Source organism: Olivibacter sp. SDN3, assembly GCF_014334135.1.
Classification (GTDB): Bacteria; Bacteroidota; Bacteroidia; order Sphingobacteriales; family Sphingobacteriaceae; genus Olivibacter.
Genome location: NZ_CP060497.1, coordinates 6044439 through 6061369 on the forward strand (window position 1 = coordinate 6044439; position 16931 = coordinate 6061369).

Annotated in this window: 16 protein-coding genes and 1 pseudogene; 9 read left to right on the forward strand and 8 right to left on the reverse strand. The window is 39.6% G+C overall.

Features of this window, described 5'->3' with window-relative positions; translation table 11 throughout:
* Positions 1-11: 11 nt before the first annotated feature.
* Positions 12-836 (reverse strand): hypothetical protein, encoded by an 825-nt coding sequence (locus H8S90_RS25545; RefSeq protein WP_187340561.1) that lies wholly within the window; start codon positions 834-836, stop codon positions 12-14.
* Entirely contained in the window at positions 833-1567 is a 735-nt protein-coding gene (gene ubiE / locus H8S90_RS25550) for a bifunctional demethylmenaquinone methyltransferase/2-methoxy-6-polyprenyl-1,4-benzoquinol methylase UbiE (RefSeq protein WP_187340562.1), read from the reverse strand. Before ubiE ends, H8S90_RS25545 begins: the two co-directional genes overlap by 4 nt.
* Positions 1568-1727: 160 nt before the next feature.
* Here ubiE and yihA point away from each other — a divergent pair, with 160 nt between their 5' ends.
* From yihA to H8S90_RS25570, 4 genes and pseudogenes are all read left to right on the forward strand, one after another.
* On the forward strand, positions 1728-2342 hold the full coding sequence (gene yihA, locus H8S90_RS25555) for a ribosome biogenesis GTP-binding protein YihA/YsxC (protein ID WP_187340563.1): 615 nt from the start codon (positions 1728-1730) through the stop codon (positions 2340-2342).
* A gap of 11 nt (positions 2343-2353) precedes the next feature.
* On the forward strand, positions 2354-3208 hold the full coding sequence (locus tag H8S90_RS25560) for a UbiA-like polyprenyltransferase (protein ID WP_187340564.1): 855 nt from the start codon (positions 2354-2356) through the stop codon (positions 3206-3208).
* A 261-nt stretch (positions 3209-3469) separates the two neighbouring features.
* A complete protein-coding gene (locus H8S90_RS25565) occupies positions 3470-5173 on the forward strand; it encodes a M3 family oligoendopeptidase (protein WP_187340565.1) in 1704 nt (567 codons plus the stop codon).
* A gap of 7 nt (positions 5174-5180) precedes the next feature.
* Positions 5181-5758, forward strand: a pseudogene (locus H8S90_RS25570) (TIGR00730 family Rossman fold protein).
* 17 nt (positions 5759-5775) lie between these two features.
* Here the strand turns inward: H8S90_RS25570 and H8S90_RS25575 are convergent.
* A complete protein-coding gene (locus H8S90_RS25575; protein ID WP_187340566.1) occupies positions 5776-6435 on the reverse strand; it encodes an HAD family phosphatase in 660 nt (219 codons plus the stop codon).
* Between the two features lie 64 nt (positions 6436-6499).
* The gene (locus tag H8S90_RS25580; RefSeq protein WP_187340567.1) at positions 6500-7210 is read right to left on the reverse strand and encodes a hypothetical protein; all 711 of its coding nucleotides are present in this window, start codon (positions 7208-7210) and stop codon (positions 6500-6502) included.
* A gap of 231 nt (positions 7211-7441) precedes the next feature.
* On the opposite strand from H8S90_RS25580, the gene H8S90_RS25585 reads away from it, so the two are divergent.
* Together H8S90_RS25585 and H8S90_RS25590 are read left to right on the forward strand one after the other, a co-directional pair.
* Entirely contained in the window at positions 7442-7768 is a 327-nt protein-coding gene (locus tag H8S90_RS25585; protein WP_187340568.1) for a hypothetical protein, read from the forward strand.
* Between the two features lie 66 nt (positions 7769-7834).
* Positions 7835-9040, forward strand: coding sequence for an FAD-binding oxidoreductase (locus H8S90_RS25590; protein ID WP_187340569.1), 1206 nt, complete (start codon positions 7835-7837; stop codon positions 9038-9040).
* Positions 9041-9077: 37 nt separating this feature from the next.
* Here the strand turns inward: H8S90_RS25590 and serS are convergent, their stop codons facing one another.
* Positions 9078-10349: a serine--tRNA ligase gene (gene serS / locus H8S90_RS25595; RefSeq protein ID WP_187340570.1), complete on the reverse strand. Its 1272-nt coding sequence runs from the start codon at positions 10347-10349 to the stop codon at positions 9078-9080.
* A gap of 239 nt (positions 10350-10588) precedes the next feature.
* On the opposite strand from serS, the gene rsmI reads away from it, so the two are divergent.
* The 3 genes from rsmI (at position 10589) to lnt (ending at position 13622) form a co-directional block, all read left to right on the forward strand.
* Positions 10589-11254 (forward strand): 16S rRNA (cytidine(1402)-2'-O)-methyltransferase, encoded by a 666-nt coding sequence (rsmI, locus tag H8S90_RS25600; RefSeq protein ID WP_187340571.1) that lies wholly within the window; start codon positions 10589-10591, stop codon positions 11252-11254.
* 99 nt (positions 11255-11353) lie between these two features.
* Positions 11354-11986, forward strand: coding sequence for a PH domain-containing protein (locus tag H8S90_RS25605; RefSeq protein WP_187340572.1), 633 nt, complete (start codon positions 11354-11356; stop codon positions 11984-11986).
* A 1-nt stretch (position 11987) separates the two neighbouring features.
* Positions 11988-13622 carry an apolipoprotein N-acyltransferase gene (gene lnt, locus H8S90_RS25610; protein WP_187340573.1) on the forward strand — a complete coding sequence of 545 codons (1635 nt, stop codon included), beginning with the start codon at positions 11988-11990 and terminating at the stop codon, positions 13620-13622.
* Positions 13623-13662: 40 nt separating this feature from the next.
* Here the strand turns inward: lnt and H8S90_RS25615 are convergent, their stop codons facing one another.
* From H8S90_RS25615 to H8S90_RS25625, 3 genes are all read right to left on the reverse strand, one after another.
* On the reverse strand, positions 13663-14223 hold the full coding sequence (locus H8S90_RS25615; protein WP_255501743.1) for a DUF4136 domain-containing protein: 561 nt from the start codon (positions 14221-14223) through the stop codon (positions 13663-13665).
* A 201-nt stretch (positions 14224-14424) separates the two neighbouring features.
* The gene (locus tag H8S90_RS25620) at positions 14425-16068 is read right to left on the reverse strand and encodes an NAD+ synthase (RefSeq protein WP_187340574.1); all 1644 of its coding nucleotides are present in this window, start codon (positions 16066-16068) and stop codon (positions 14425-14427) included.
* Positions 16069-16165: 97 nt separating this feature from the next.
* Positions 16166-16861: an outer membrane beta-barrel protein gene (locus H8S90_RS25625; protein ID WP_187340575.1), complete on the reverse strand. Its 696-nt coding sequence runs from the start codon at positions 16859-16861 to the stop codon at positions 16166-16168.
* Positions 16862-16931 lie beyond the last annotated feature (70 nt).

Below are 16931 nucleotides of genomic sequence, written 5' to 3' on the forward strand. Positions count from 1 at the left end.
ACTCTTGGTTATCATTCAAATATTAAACTAAACTGAATGCTTCGCAATAACAGCTTGTCTATTGGATCCATAAAAGGGTTGGACCTTCCGCTAAAATTCTTGTCCAATATACTATGCATACTTTGCGACCATTTCAATTCTGTCGACATCTTGAAGTATTCAAAAAAAAAGTCTGCACCAACACCTGCTTCATAAGAAAAATAAGAAGGCTGCACAATTAAGGGCATCCTATCAGCAGGGTTTGGAGTATCTATCAATCGGTTATAATATTTGTTTCTACCTATATTCCTTGTAAACTTAAAACCACCGACCACATACCCCCTATATTTATCTTCTCCATAGAGCTGCTTCATGTCTGATTTGAACTTCAATAGGACAGGCATATCAAAAACAAAAAAGTTTCGGTCAAGTTCATCATTTCCCCCTTCCCTTTCCATTTCTTCTTTATGGTACTTTGAAACGGTATAGGTGCTGCTTCCCTCCCTAAATTGATAGTTTAACGGCTGATTGGCAAATATAATATAGGAAGGCCTGAATATAAAGTTAGTATTCCCGCCCAGTCGAACGTCTACTGGTATACCGAATCCCAGTCCGCCCATAGCTGTCGGTGTACTTATCCCTACCAAACGACGTCCCGGTATGCCCCCGTCTGCGTTTTGCCAACCACTTGATTTACGTACTTTATAGTATGAAGTTTGATAATTAAAAAAGAAACCCACATGTAAAATTTGATTTTCATCATAGGCACCTCCAAAAGGTATAGCAACTTTCTGCGCCTGTAGCACAAAACAAGAACCCAACAAAAAGACCATAACTATACCTCCTTTCAATATCATTTTACACCTATATATATCGTACAGATGCCAAAAGTTTGCGGTCTGCTAACGGTATCAATAAAACCTGCTTTTTTTAAAATAGAAGTAAATCGTTCTCCGTCAGGAAATTGCGCAACTGATTCAGGTAAATAACTATATGCATTTTTATCTTTGGAAAACATTCGTCCAAAGAAGGGCATCAATGTTTTCGAATAGAGGTTGTACAATTGCTTTACAGGAAAAACTTTAGGGTTAGAGAATTCTAAAATAACGGCCCTTCCTCCCGGTTTCAACACCCTGCACATATCGCTAAGCCCCTTCTCCAAATGTTCGAAATTCCTCACTCCAAAAGCAACTGTAACCGCATCAAATGTTTCACTCTCGAAGGGCAGTCCTTCGGAATCTCCCAAAACGACCTCAAACTTGTGCTGTAGATTGCGCTTCGCTATTTTTTCTTTAGCTACAGCTAGCATACCTGCCGAAATATCTACGCCTATTATCCGATCGGGGTTTAACCTTTGGAGAGCCTCAAAAGCAAAATCACCAGTTCCTGTAGCTACATCCAATATGAACTTGGGCCGAGCATCTTTAAGCAAACTGATGGCTTTCTTACGCCAGATAATATCGATTCCCAATGAAAGAAAATGATTCAAAAAATCATAGGTCCCGGAGATCTTATTAAACATTGTAGCAACTTGCTGTTTTTTTCCAGCCTTATCGTCTCTGTATGGAGTTACTGTCTTTGAAGTCATGTGTACGCAAACTTAGATAAAATTGCTATTACCGCCAAATACATTCTCAGCTGTTATACAGCAGCATTGACGCATTTAATAATGTTTTATGGCTACCCTTCATAGCTAATGCCTTAGCGTACCTCCCCTTGGAGACAACTAAAATGATTATCTTTGTTGCATGATGATAAAACGTGCGGAATTTATTTGCAGCAACACAAATGTAGATAAGCTACCCCAACCCACTTTACCTGAATACGCCTTTATAGGCCGATCGAATGTCGGCAAATCGTCGCTAATCAACGCTCTTACCCAGAGAAAAGGTCTGGCAAAAACCTCACAGACTCCTGGAAAAACACAACTGATAAATCATTTTTTGATCGATAACCGTTGGTATTTGGTTGATCTTCCCGGCTATGGTTATGCCAAAACTTCACGCAGCAACCGCAATGAATGGGAGAAATTCATAAGAAAGTATCTTTTTACACGAGAGAATCTACAATGTGTCTTCGTACTGGTCGATAGCCGGTTAAAACCTCAGAAAATTGACTTAGATTTTTGTTATACGTTGGGCGAAAAAGGTATTCCTTTCATACTGGTCTTTACTAAAGCCGACAAACAATCGCGGGTAAAATCTGATCAGCATATCGCCCTTTTTTGTAAAGCGTTGAAGCAATGGTTTGAAGAAATTCCGCCACACTTTCTCACCTCCTCAGAAAGCCGTTTAGGATGCGATCAGGTGATGGAGTTGATCGATGACGTTAACCAAAAATTCTATTCATCTTACGAAAGTTGAAACATTAATAAATGAAGAAATATCTATCTCTTGTACTCTTTGCACATAGTATCTTTGCACTGCCCTTTGCTTTCATAGGATTCTTCTTAGCCGTGCACACCACTAAGCATTCCTTCAATTGGCAGCTGCTGTTACTGATGTTGATATGCATGGTTACCGCTCGTAATGCGGCAATGGCCTTTAACCGCTACCTCGATCGCGATATCGATATACTTAATCCGCGCACAGCCATGCGTGATATTCCTGCAGGTAGAATCAGCGCCAAAAGTGCACTGCTGTTTACCCTTATCAATTGCTTTATTTTCCTTATCGCAACGTATTTCATTAACCCGCTTTGTTTCTACCTTTCTCCGATTGCACTTTTTGTTGTATTGTTCTATAGTTATACCAAACGTTTTACGCCACTTTGCCATTTGGTATTAGGACTCGGTTTGGGTTTGGCTCCACTAGGAGCATATCTTGTTGTTACCGGCAGTTTTAACATTGTGCCGATAATGTATGCTTTTTCCGTAATGTTTTGGGTAAGTGGCTTTGATATTATTTACGCCTTACAGGATGAAGAATTTGACCGTGAACATGGTTTAAATTCTATACCAGCCTATTTTGGTAAAAAGGGAGCCCTACGCGTCTCTGAGCTGCTACACGTATTGTCTGCGGTATGTGTGATTATACCTATGTTTTACATGCATTTAAGTTGGTTCTATATAACTGGAATCATCTTCTACTGCAGTTTGTTAATCTATCAGCATATCATTGTGAGTCCGACAGATTTGCGCCGTGTAAATCGTGCTTTTATGACCACTAACGGCATTGCTTCCGTAATTTTCGCTATTTTCTTTTTGTTGGACATCTATTTTTTCAGGTAAATACACATGCCCGGCGCTACCCCTTTAACATACATATATCCACATGATATATTTCGGAACGAAGCGGTATACGCATTTATTCGGGAGGGTTAGTTGATTTGGTACCCTCCCGAAGAAACGATTAAGTTTTTCTCTTTTGATGATCATTTTTAGTAAAAAAATTAAAACTTTACAAAGTCGTTCTTATGTTTGTAAGGCGAAAGAAGGAATACTTCTTAACAGCTCTACTTTTCACATCAAATAGTGAATTTATCTATGCAAATGTTAACGAATAAAAAACGTCAATACGTCCCCGTAAACCTTCAAATAACCTGGGATAATTTATCGCCATTATTCAAAGAACTAGAAGATCGCCCTATACGATCTAAAGAAGAACTTGAAAAATGGATGCTAGATCGAAGCGAACTGGAAGCTGTTTTGGAAGAAGATTTTGCCTGGCGCTACATTCGGATGACCTGTGACACCACCGATGAAACTCTCCTTAAAAATTTTCAGTATTTTGCCTCGGAAATTGAGCCTAAAATAGCCCCGATTAGCAATAGTCTTAACAAAAAGCTGATAGATTCCAAATATCGGGAAAACCTCGACCAAGAAAAATATTTCACCTACTTGAGGAGTGTAAAAAAAGCGCTGGAAATCTTTAGACAAGAGAACGTTGCATTACAAACCGAAATTCAGCTAAAGCAACAGAAATACCAGTCCATAACTGGAAATATGGAAGTAGAAATCATTGGCCAAAAGTATACACTCCCACAGGCAGCCTCTTTTCTAAAAGATCCAGACAGGATAAAACGAGCAAATGTTTGGAGAAAAATTACAGATAGACGTCTTCAAGACAAAGTAGCGCTGCAAAGCTTGTTTAGTGACTTATTGAAGCTTCGCCATCAAATAGCAGTTAATGCAGGATTTGAAAATTACCGGGATTATATGTTTCAGGCAATGGGCCGATTTGATTATAACCCCCAAGACTGCTACGCTTTTCATGCCGCAATAGAAAAAGAGGTTGTGCCACTACTACAGGAGCGGGCAAAAATCAGGCAAGAAAGGTTAAAAACAGATCGCCTGAAGCCTTGGGATCTTGAAGTAGATACCACGGGCAAACCCGCACTTAAACCCTTTGATAGCGGAAAGGAGTTAATTGATAAGACAGTACAATGTTTTAGCAAACTAGACCCCTATGTCGGTAAATGCATCGAAACGATGCGAGACAACAACCTATTCGATGTTGAAAGTAGAAAAGGAAAGGCTCCCGGCGGTTACAACTATCCATTGGCCGAGCGAGGGGCTCCCTTCATATTCATGAATGCCGCAGGTACATTCCGAGATTTAACGACCATGGTACACGAAGGAGGACATGCTTTGCATACCTTTCTCTCTGCCCATCTAGAGCTGAACGATTTTAAACACCTCACAAGCGAGATTGCTGAATTAGCTTCAATGAGTATGGAACTTATTTCCATGGATCACTGGGATCTTTTTTTCGATAATCCGGATGACTTAAAACGCGCCAAGAAAGAGCAGTTGGAGGATATATTGAAAACCCTTCCTTGGGTGGCCATTGTGGATCAATTTCAACACTGGCTCTATACGAACCCGGATCATACCGAAAAACAAAGGAACCAGGCGTGGAATCAGCTCTTTAATCAATTCGGTGAAAATTTCGCTGATTGGACCGGAGAAGAAGAAGCAAAGGCTTACCTTTGGCAAAAGCAATTACATATCTATGAAGTGCCTTTCTATTATATAGAGTATGGAATGGCTCAATTAGGTGCGATTGCTATATGGAGAAATTATAAAGAAAATCGCGAAAAAGGCTTAAAACAATATATGGAAGCCTTAAAACTGGGATATACCAAAACAATTCCTGAAATATACGAAACGGCAGGAATTGAGTTTAACTTTAGTCAGGCTTATGTTAAAGAGTTGATAGACTTTACAAAACAAGAGCTCGAAGCCATTAGATAAATTCAAAATGAATAGTATTACGATTTTTTGCGGGTCTAGCACGGGGGTAGAGCCAATTTACCAAAAAGAGGCTATTCTATTAGGCGAGACTTTGGCAAAACAGCACATACAACTGGTGTATGGAGGTGCCAAAGTTGGACTGATGGGAGCAGTTGCTGATGGTGCGTTAAGCAAAGGCGGACGCGTGGTGGGTATTATACCTGATTTCCTCCAGAAGAAGGAACTGGCCCATCGAGGAGTTAGCGATTTACATATTGTAGAAACCATGCATCAGCGAAAAACAATGATGCATGATCTCAGTGATGGTTTTATAGCCTTACCAGGCGGCTTTGGCTGGAAGAACTGTTTGAAATCATCACATGGGCCCAATTAGGCCTGCATAAAAAACCAATAGGCCTGCTGAATACCAAAGGTTTCTATAATGACTTAATACATTTGCTAGACAATATGGTAAGCAATGGTTTCCTAAAAGAAATTAACCGAAAAATGCTCCTAATAGATGAACACATTGCGGGGTTGCTAAGTCAAATGAAAAACTATCAAGCTCCAACAGTGGGTAAATGGATAGCAAAAGAAGAGGTTTAACGCGTTATGTATATAATCTAGCGGCTCAATAACTCTTCTATAAAAAGGGCATCTACCTCGGAGTAATCCTTGATGTAGGCACTACAGGGTGGTAGTTCTTGTTGTGTGTGTGAAGATAGCACACCTACTACTTTCATGTTAGCTTGAAGTGCTGCAGTCACGCCAGAAAATGAATCTTCAAAAACCACACAATGCTGCGGGGTTACCTGTAAATTTTCTGCTGACTTGAGGTACACTTCCGGATTGGGTTTGTGTGTACTTACATCCTCACTGGATAAGATAGATTCCATCTGCTGGGCAAACATCAACTTTTCTAAAATAAGCGCGAGATTCGCACGCGGCGCAGAGGTAGCTACACCAGTTTTAAACCCATGCACTTTTAAATCCCTCAAAAACGTTAAAAAACCATTAATAGGTGCCACGTGCTGTGCATATATTTCCCTGAAAAGCGATTCTTTTTCATCTTCCAACACAGTTACCTCTTCCTTACTTAACGCTCGTTTAAGAAAATACTGCATAATATAACTATTGTGCTTACCATACATATGTTCCGTAAATTCTTCGTCTGTATAAGGAATACTTCTTTTATCGAAAAACACTTTAAAGGCTTCCGCATGGTAGGGATTGGTGTGACAAATAACACCATCCATATCAAAAATTACCGCATGATCTTTCATACGGCAAAGATAAAAAATGAACCCGACATGTTGATACAGGTTTATTCACGCACCACCAAAATAATCAGGCAATTTTACGCATCAATGTACGCTTTGCCATTGGCAATAGGGTTTGATTGAGTGGAAATGTGATATCACTTTCAATATGATAAACGGCAGGATTAGGTAGTTTTGTTCTTTTCTGAATGAGATCTTTACGAATCGACTCTGGTGAACCGTATATAAAATGACTGTCATATTTATCGACATAATCCATATGTACCCCCCTATATTTTTCATCTTTTCCTTCAAATAATGTCACTTGATACTCGTACACCAAGGTCCCTTTTTCCTGCCCATTACGAAGCAACATATATCCAAAATGAGAATTGAGCGGTATCATACCTATTGATTCAATTGTTAAACGACTTTCAACAAAATCATAAATCTCCTTCCCTTCTTTCAATGCGATATCCAATTTTCCCAATGCATAGGTAATAATCTGTTCGATTTCCGTCATCATTACATCATCGTTCACCAGTTTTTCGTAGGTAAGTTTGACAGCCTCTGTATCTGCGTGTGTTAAACGTACCGGAAACGAATTCTGCAAAGTCTTTTTATCCTTTTTAAATTTATGTAAGTTGTTATAGTGGAAGACTAAATCATTCAAATTAGGGTACAACCTCGTTTTATAAAAATGATAATTGATCTCTTTTAAATAACCCAAAAGCTGATACTTTTTATACTCAAAATCTAAGGGGATTTCGATAAACCAGTCGGTGTTTAACTTAGCCATTATTACCTCCTATTTTTACTCCTATTAAGTTAGGCGTTTTTTTTTAATTATCAAATGACCATTTCATAAAATATTCACCGTCTGAGCCCGCAGCATCGCTTGCTCAGACCTTCCAGGGTTGTCTCATACGTTGATCTGAAATAGTAAAGTGATCATAATCGCTTAAACATAGCGCTATCTGATTAAACCTATCATTTATTAAAACGTCTAAACCTTAAAATATTTAATCATATGACACCTATACGTTATTATATAGCCGTTTTTGTTGTTTTTTTCATGATATCTTCCTGTGTTACGGCAACTTACATCGGAGATAGGTTCCAACCAACACATGCTATCGATGTATATTACGCCGGTAAAGACGTTAAAAAGGGATACAAGGTCATCGGCCATTTATCGGCACCCGCTTCATTCAGGGATGAAAGATCTAAGAAGGACATTATTGCAAAAGCAAAGGCTGTTGGTGCCGATGGTGTAATCATCGTTGGATCCGAACACGCCGGGGGCGAACATGCCAAGCGTTACAACAAAGCAGAAGCTATCAAATACGGAAACTGATAGACTTCTCCAAACATTATCGGCGTCACCGGGTTATTCATCCAGTTAAAAAACTGGACAAAACTTATGGACTTACATTCTGGATCTCCGTATTGGAGTATAAAAAACCCCATGCTTCAACAGGTCAGTGCATTGGACAAAGATTTAACAACTGAGACTTTAATCATAGGAGCAGGAATTACGGGTGCTTTGGTGGCACACGAACTGTGCAGTACGGGAATGAACTGTGTGGTGGTCGACAAACGTTCCATTGCCGGAGGAAGCACAAGCGCCAGTACTGCGCAACTGCAATACGAAATCGACGTACCTCTACATCAATTGGTAAAAAAAATGGATGAGAAAAAAGCCGTTGCCGCCTACAAAGCGAGTTTAAAGTCCATCAACGATCTGAAAAAAGTCTTAAAACAAACCAGGGTCGACGGAGAATTCCAACAGATACCCACATTGCTACTTGCTAGCAATCGTAAAGGTCTTAGGGAGCTAAAGGAAGAATATACCATTAGAAAAAAAAATAAACTCCCAGTCGAATTTCTCGATGCAGCGACCTTAAAGGGACAATATAATATAGATCGCCACGGAGCGCTTTGGAACAATACATCTGCACAAATAGACTGTTATAAAACCACTATAGGGTTGTTTAACCATCACCAGAAAGAAAATCAATTAAAACTCTTTCCCTATACGGAGATCGTTGCCTATAGCAAGAGCGATAAAGGCTTTACGGTGCAAACATCAAAAGGGTTTAAGATAACCTGTAAATACATGGTGATTGCTGCTGGTTTTGAAGCCGGTAAATTTCTACCTGAAAAGGTTATGAACCTCATTTCTACCTATGCACTGGCATCCGAACCTTTAACAGTTAAGTCGTTATGGCCAGAACGTTGTCTAATCTGGGAAACTAAACAACCTTATTATTATATGCGCACGACCTCCGATAACAGAATTATGATGGGCGGCGAAGATATACCATTTAAAAACGCAAAATTACGGGACGCGCAACTTCCGAAAAAAATTAAAATTCTGGAAAAAAAATTCAAAGGGCTGTTCCCAGACATACCTATGGTAACCGACTTTTCCTGGTGTGGGACCTTCAGCTCAACAAGTGATGGTTTACCCTACATTGGCGAATATAAAGATAGGAAGAATGTGTTTTTCGCCCTGGGATACGGAGGAAACGGCATTACCTTTAGCATGATCGCGGCTCAATTGATTCGCAACAAAATATTTGGAAACCGGGATAACCGCGAACAGGTTTTTGGGTTTGAAAGATAGCAGCAGGACGACATCCCACTACTAATAACAAACAATATTAATCGATCCACTCAAAGCCAGTATACGGCACTAACGCATCTGGTACTTTTATACCCTGGTCACGCTGATTTTCCTCTAGGAGACAAGCTACAATTCTAGGTAAAGCCAGGGCACTGCCATTGAGCGTATGTACCAAATGCATTTTCCCATCCTTCCCTTTGAACCGGGCTTTTAAGCGATTACTCTGAAATGTCTCAAAATTAGAAACAGAAGAAACTTCCAACCATCTCTTTTGGGCTCCGCTCCATACTTCCATATCATAAGTCATTGCCGAAGTGAATCCCATGTCTCCGCCGCACAAACGCAATACACGATAGGGTAATTCAAGTTTTTGCAATAAAGATTGTACATATGCACTCATCTCTTCTAACACTGCATACGAATTATCGGGATGGACCAATTGCACCAATTCTACTTTATCAAATTGATGTAGTCTATTCAATCCACGTACATGTGCGCCATAGGACCCTGCCTCTCTCCTGAAACAGGGAGTGTATGCTGTGTTTTTTATAGGAAAATCTTCCTCTTTCAAAATCCGGTCTCTATACATATTAGTAACAGGGACCTCCGCCGTCGGTATGAGATATAAATCATCTGCTTCTACTTGATACATCTGTCCTTCCTTATCGGGTAGCTGCCCTGTACCGTAACCGGAATCTCCATTGATCAATACCGGAACCTGAACCTCACGATACCCCTGTTCAGATGCCTGGTCTAAGAAAAAATTAATCAAAGCCCTTTGCAGGCGAGCACCTTTTCCCTTATATATCGGAAAACCAGCACCACTTACTTTTACTCCAAGCTCAAAATCAATAATATCATATTTGGTAGCCAATTCCCAATGTGGCAAGGCTTTTTCTGATAGCAGCGTTTTCTCACCATACGTTAAGACAATTTCATTATCATCGGCAGACTTGCCCGTAGGAACATTTTCGTGAGGTAAATTCGGTAATAATATTATTTTCTGCTGAAAAACATGTTCCAATTCATTCAGCTTTTCATGCAATGTTTTTACCTGCTCTTTATAGGTCCCTGACTTTGCTTTGATCGCTTCTGCTTCCTCACGTTTCCCTTGCCGCATCAATTCACCTATTTGCTTGGCCGCTGCATTAGCTTCCGAAGAAATATATTCAGATTTTGATTTCGTAGAACGGATTTCTTCGTCAAGACGTATCACATCATCTACCAATTCAATTTCTGTGAAGTTACGTACAGATAAACGTCTGACAACCTCATCTCTGTTTTCGCGGATATAACTAATTTGCAACATATTTAATTTTCATCTTAATAATAAGCTCTCATCTGCCGATGAGAGATCGATAAACAGCGTAGCTCTTCTCATGAACACCTTTAAATTATATACGCTTGTGAATAATTGTATATAAAAGACAGTTTATCTAAGTTTGCAACAAAGATATTGTTTAAAGATGAAAGCTGAAAGACTGTGAGCATAAGATTTAACTCATCGCAGATCACTTAAAATTAACAAGGGTAATCCATATTTAACGCATGCTATACATCGTTCCCACACCAATCGGTAATTTAGAAGATATGACTTTTAGGGCGATAAGAACCTTAAAAGAAGCTGATATTATTTTAGCAGAAGATACGCGTACCAGTGCACCGCTGCTCAAACACTTCGGAATCGACAAGAAAGCCTATGCCCACCACCAGCACAATGAACATAAGGCCCTTAATGAGATCATTCGTTTCTTAAAAGAAGGCAAAAGCGTCGCGCTGGTTTCCGATGCCGGAACACCTGCGATATCCGACCCTGGCTTTCTTTTGGTGCGTGAAGCAATAAAAAATGGATTAAGTGTATGTTGTCTTCCGGGAGCTACCGCCTTCGTACCTGCATTGGTTAATTCCGGTCTTCCTGCCGACAGCTTTGTATTTGAAGGTTTTCTTCCGGTAAAAAAGGGACGCCAAACCAAGATGAAATCATTGAGTGATGAACAGCGAACCATGATTTTTTATGAATCTCCTCATCGCATCCTAAAAACATTGGAAGATTTCAGTTCCATCTTAGGGGAAGAAAGACGCGCCTCGGTATCGCGGGAATTGAGCAAAGTTTACGAAGAAAATGTACGTGGCACACTTAGGGAACTTATTGAACATTTTCAAAACAATATCATAAAAGGAGAGTTTGTAATTTGTGTAGGCGGAAAACCGTAAATTAGCATATTATATAGGGATAAAGTGTAACAATTGATGCACAACAAACCTGACAATACGTTATCTTGATGCCATTATCTGGCTCTAAACATCGTAAAAATGTATATCGAACAATATCTAAACGAAGAACAGGATCCAAAGGTAGTTGAAAAACTGTTGGTAAAATTGAAAGACATCCTTACTTCTGGCGAAGTAATTACTTACATCGCTGTTCAGAAAAAACCTGCAGTCACCCTTTTACCTGATTGCTTGGCGTTGAGCAACAAGCGTCTTTTCTTATGCAAAGCTGCCAAATTAGGTTTAACAACCAATTTCACTATCTATAATTGGCAAGACATCAAAAGTGTTACGTTCAAGGAAGAGTTTTTTGGAGCTAAATTTATTGTAGTCCCCCAACATACAGAAAACTTCTCTGTCGAATATCTTCCAAAGATTCAGGTCAGAAAACTATACCAACTGGCCAGTGATGCCTTGGAGAAAAAACAGGAAGAGCAGCGACTAAAAGATCTTGAAATCAAAAAGGCTTCAACACCTCCTGTAATGCTTAAACCTGTCCCGGAAGAAGCAAAAGAGCCACCACTGAAGCCTGAAGAAGAGCCTGTCATAAAAAAGCCTGTTGAAGACGATGAAGTCACCATTAAACTGAAAAAACTAAAATCCTTGTTTGAAAAACAATTAATCACTCAAGCAGAATACGAAAACAAAAAGAACGACATACTATCGCAGTTTTAACGTGAAAAAATATTACCTGTTAGCATTACTAAGTGCCCTTCTATTGTGGGTTGGCTGGCCACCTATCCCTTATACCTCTCCTCTTTTATTAATCGCTTTTGTTCCATTGTTGATAGCCATCGAAAAGATTATTCTTTTCGAAAAAAGTAAATCTGGAAGCAAAGTGTTTCTGGTAGCAAGTGTCACTGCGGTTGTATGGAATACGGCTTCTATCTACTGGGTGTATAACGCCATTAGTGCCGTGATGCCAGCTTATATCGCCATTTTTATTTCGCTTATCCCTTTTGGGCTGGCGGCCTTGTTGATGGCATTTGCGTTTAGACTTTACTACCAACTGAGAAAAAGATATAGCATTATAATTAGTCTTTTTGGTCTTGTCTGTTTTTGGATTGCTTACGAATACCTACATCAAACATGGGAACTTGCATTTCCCTGGATGACCCTTGGAAATGGTTTTGCCAGCACCCATCAGCTCATCCAATGGTATGAATATACTGGTGTTTACGGAGGCTCGCTTTGGATATGGTTTTGCAATATCGCACTGTTCCTGCTGGTCCGTAAAAAGCTTGTCTATCCTTCATTTAGGTTAACCTTTAGACAAACTCTTGGTTTCCTGCTTTTGATATTGATACCTACTATTTCCTCACTCATTCGATATTTCACTTATGAAGAACGTGAAAACCCTTCTCATATGGTGGTCGTGCAGCCCAATATAGATCCATATGCCAAGTGGAGCATGCCTATTGAGCAGCAGGTAGAAAATTTAATCCGTCTTTCGAAAGAGCAAGCGCAGCCCAATACCGAGTTTTTCCTCTGGCCGGAATCTGCTATTCCTGAAAGGCCTCCGGGAGTAAATGAAGAAGAAATAAGGGGTAACGAAAATTACCTTAACATCCAGCATTTTTTAAACGACTATAAGAATGGAAACGTATTATCAGGCATCGAATCCATGCTTATTTACGATTCGCTAGAAACTAGCTCCGCGCGTAAATTTGTCGACATTGATAAATATTACGATGTTTTTAATGCCGCTGTACTAATTGACAATTCTTCGAAAGTGCAATTTTACCATAAATCCAAGCTGGTGCCTGGCGTAGAGCAAACACCTTTCGCTTCTTTATCATTTCTTAAACCACTTTTTGCTGCTTTTGGTGGCAGCACAGGGAGCTACGGAAGGCAAGATAAACCGTCTGTTTTTTATGCCGAAAGTGGTATAGGTGCTGCACCGGTTATATGCTACGAATCTATTTGGGGTAATTATGTTGCAGCATATATAAAACAGGGTGCTCAGTTCATCGCGGTAGTTACCAACGACGGATGGTGGGGCGACACATCCGGTAAAAGCCAACACTTGCAGTACGCAAAACTACGTGCAATTGAAAATCGACGTTGGGTTGCACGGTCGGCCAATACCGGAATATCCGCATTTATTAATCAAAGAGGAGATGTCACTAAAAAAAGTACCTGGTGGACAGCAACCGCGCTGAGCGAAAATATTAATCTAAATGAAGAAATAACCTTTTATACCGCAACAGGCGATTATCTGGCTTACATCAGCAGTTTCGGAGCAGCTATTTATTTTGTGCTATTAATAGGTACTATCAAACGAACAAACAAAAAGGCCGCAACGATTTAACATTACGGCCTTTTTGTTTTATGTAAAATTTATTATAAAACTATTTTCTCGCTAGCGCGGGATATTGTTTCATAATATTCTGAATCACATAGGGCAAATCATTTACAGCTTTTTCCGGATTCCTAACTTCTCCACTGCCTCTAGCCTGCCAAACTACTTTATTTGTTTTAGCATCAATGGCCTCAATAATGATATGGCCGGCACGGTAACGCTCGGTACCTACACCACCTCCCATACCCATACCCCAGTAAGGGTTCCAGCCCCAACCCCAGCCCCAGCCTCCCCACATTGGAGCATAAACTGTTCTACTGGTATTGTTAACGATCGCCTTATAACGAAATAGCAAATCAGGATTAGCTTGATCATAAGTTAACCCCTTAGCCTGTAAAGCTGCATCGGCAGTTTCATATATATTTTCTTGCGCTATTGCATTATTGTAGTATGATTTTGACAAAGAATCCAACTCAGGCAGCCATGCATAGGTTCTGTAATTAGAAAAATCACTATTCTTACTTTGCGTATTATAATACCTATAAGGTGAACAGGCTGCCATAACCATAGCCGCCAGCACCATAAATAACCATTTATTTTTCATTTTCATACCCTCCCAAACTTAGATAAATTGCTTTTTTATATACAAACCAATTACATTGCATGTAAAAAGCAATTTAATCGGTCTTCCCTCCACTATAGCGACATACTTTTGATAGAGGAAATTACACTATAAAAATAACGAATTTAATGCCAATATGCTACAAATTAGAAAAATTTAATCAGTTGTAACATTTTTACATGAACCCAACTAAAATGAATGGTGTGCAACTAAAGGCATTGATCTTCCTGTACCAAAAGCCTTCCGTGTAACGCGAAGTATAGGCGGTGATTGAAAGCGCTTAAACTCCGCCCTAACCACCATTTGGACAATCCGCTTAACCAGCTCGTCAGCAAACCCTCTATTAATAATATCTTGAACACTCCGTTCCAGCTCTATATATTGATACAGTATTTCATCCAAAACGGCGTAGTCCGGCAAAGAATCAGCATCTTTTTGATCGGGGCGAAGTTCAGCGGATGGGGCCTTAACAATGGTATTCTCTGGTATTATCTCCTGGCTACGATTAATATATCTTGCCAGCTCGTACACTTTGGTTTTAAACACATCACCTATTACGCCCAGTGCACCCGCCATATCTCCATAGAGCGTACCGTAACCAACAGCGGCCTCACTCTTGTTGGAGGTATTAAGCAAAATATATCCATGCTTGTTAGACATCGCCATTAATACAATGGCACGTACCCGTGCCTGTATATTTTCTTCCGTAATATCGGGTGCTTTTCCCTTAAATGCAGGAGCCATTGTACGCTCAAAAGATGAGACAGCATCGCCTATCGGTATAACCTCGTGCAAACATCCTGTATTCTTTACTAAATCTATAGCGTCTTTTATGGAATGATCGGTTGAATAAATAGATGGCATAAGCACAGCCATCACGTTTTCAGCACCTAAAGCTTCGCAAGCTAAGGCAGCAACAACAGCCGAGTCAATCCCTCCAGACAAACCTAGTATGGCCTTTTGAAAACCAGATTTACCAAAAAAATCTTTTATACCAAGCACTAAAGCTTGATGAATCCGAGCAATATCGGCACTTTCCCGATAGGGCACAATCGTATGTAAAGGAAGTATATTATCTTTCTCAACCTTATAGAAACGAATATCTTCTGCAAAGTCATTCAAAATATCCAGAACATGAGCATCCTTATCAAAAACCATTGATCTACCATCAAAAATAATCTCCGCGTGCGCACCGATACCATTTACATAAAATGCGGGTATCTCATATTTCTGAACCTGACTCTCCACAACGGATAATCTGGTAGGGAAATGCTTTTCAGAAAAAGGAGAAGCCGCTATATTGATCATCACATCAGGTTGCGAGCGCGACAGCTCTTTCATGGGGTCCCGTTTATATAAAAATGGGGGTAGGCTGTTCCAAAGATCTTCGCAAATGGTTAAGGCGATATTAACCCCCTTAAAGGTAATTGGCTTAAAGGTATTATTCGGTTCAAAATAACGATGCTCATCAAATATATCATAATCTGGAAGCAGGGTTTTATGCACAATATGCTTAATTTCCTGGTCTGCAATAAATATCGCTGCATTAAATAGACTCTTGGCGTGTTTACTGCTGTTTCTAATTGGCGCGCCTACAATACAAGCTATGCCATCGCAAACTTGGGCTATATGGTGAAGACTTTCTTCACACGCATCCAAAAAAGCGCTATATTTTAGCAGATCCTTAGCAAGATAACCTCCAATAATTAATTCAGAAAAAACAACGAGGTCGGCCCCTTGCGCTTTAGCCTCATAAATGGTGTCGATAATTTTCTCAGTATTTTCTTCAAAATTCCCTATATGATAATTGAGTTGGGCAATCGCTACAATCATGGTGTTTTTTTCCTTCTTATGTTGAGGTAATTTGTTTTTTACGTTATCTTAACACGTTTATCGCGTCTTACTTACAATGAACTATCGGTCGCTTGGATTAAAATAAAATCCCAAAGTTAAATGATACAAATGAATTTCTTGGACTATCAGATTTTATAACCCGTGTAAAACCATTGTTGAAACTTAGCCCTGTCATCAAACGTAAGTTATGATCCAGTTGCCATTCTACTCCGCCTCCAACCTGAAGTCCTAACCGGAACAAATCTGCCCGTCCTTTTAAATTCCTCGATTCCTGAAGCAACGTACCATTTTCTGCGGTAACTTCCTGTTTAGCATTAATTTTTATACCCGCTGTAAAACCAAATAAGCCATAATAACTTCTGTAATAGCGCTGCGTGCTTTTTAGCTTTACTCCAAAAGGGATCTCTGCATACTGAAGCCTATAGTCATTTACCTCGACAAACCTTTGCTGATTCTCCGGCACCGTCGTATATCTACGGGCTTCCGCATTCAGTGTATTGATTAAAAACCCGGTAGAAAAATAATAGTTTTCTGAAAAAGCAAAATCTGCAAGTAAACCATAAGCATATCCCATTTTGGCTTTAGTTCCTTCTACATCAACATCTCCATAGCGCAACCAACTAACATTGGGTGAAAATGTAATACCAAGGCTCATACGTTTACTGTCATAAAAAGATTCATTATAGTCTTGAGCAACCGCATAAAAAGAAAAAAAAGAAAGAACGATTCCTAATAATGGTTTTGCTAAGGGCATAAATAAATTTATTTTCATCTTAAAATTTTTCCTCGTTATTGTTACCTGCTAACATATCCAGCGCTGTTAGATCTTTTTTGGACTGCGT